1 protein-coding gene is annotated in these 781 nt (G+C 63.9%); it reads left to right on the forward strand.

From position 1 onward, the window contains the following. On the forward strand, window positions 1-781 hold a 781-nt coding region (locus tag IVA74_RS36140), incomplete at both ends, for a transposase family protein (protein ID WP_247352277.1).

A 781-nucleotide genomic window follows, 5' to 3' on the forward strand; every position in this document is an offset into this window, starting at 1 on the left:
GTGAAGATCGCGGCGAGCGGCGGCAGGCGGCGCCGTGCCGGATTCTATTCGGCAATCCGGCGCGAGGTCCCGATCCGCACGTTCAATGACTGGAACAGCCCGCCGCCCGGGTTCTGCGAGGTTGACATGGTCGCCCATGGCGGCACGTCGGTGGCTGGCTCGTTCATCCAGACCCTGACGATGGTCGATGTCGCCACGGGCTGGACGGAGTGCCTACCGTTGGTGACGCGGGAAGGTTCACTCGTCGTCGAGGCGATCAATCGGGCACAGAGCCTCTTCCCTTGGGTGTTGCGCGGGGTGGACTTCGACAACGACAGCGCCTTCATGAACGATGTCGTCGTCCCATGGTGTCGCGAACAGAAGCTCGAAGTCACACGCTCGCGCGCCTACAAGAAGAACGATCAGGCGTTGGTCGAGCAGAAGAATGGTGCCGTCGTCCGTCGCCTGATGGGCTACGGCCGCTTCGATGGGGTCGAGACGGCCCGTGTGATGGGCCGCCTCTATGCGGCGGCACGGCTCTACGTCAACTTCTTCCAGCCGTCGTTCAACCTGAAGGAGAAGCGCCGCGAAGGGGCTAAAGTGATCAAGCGCTATCATCTCCCATCGACGCCCTATGAGCGTGCATTGGCGCATTCCAAGGTGACCGCGGCCGTGAAGAAGCGGCTGCGCGATCAGTATCGCTCGCTCGATCCAGTCGCGCTGTTGGCCGAGATTCGCGCGACCCAGGACGAACTCGGCAATCGCGTCGATCGTCGTGCCGGCCAGGCGCGCGGCCTGCAAC

It is taken from the genome of Bradyrhizobium sp. 132, assembly GCF_023074185.1.
In the GTDB taxonomy this organism is placed as follows: Bacteria; Pseudomonadota; Alphaproteobacteria; order Rhizobiales; family Xanthobacteraceae; genus Bradyrhizobium.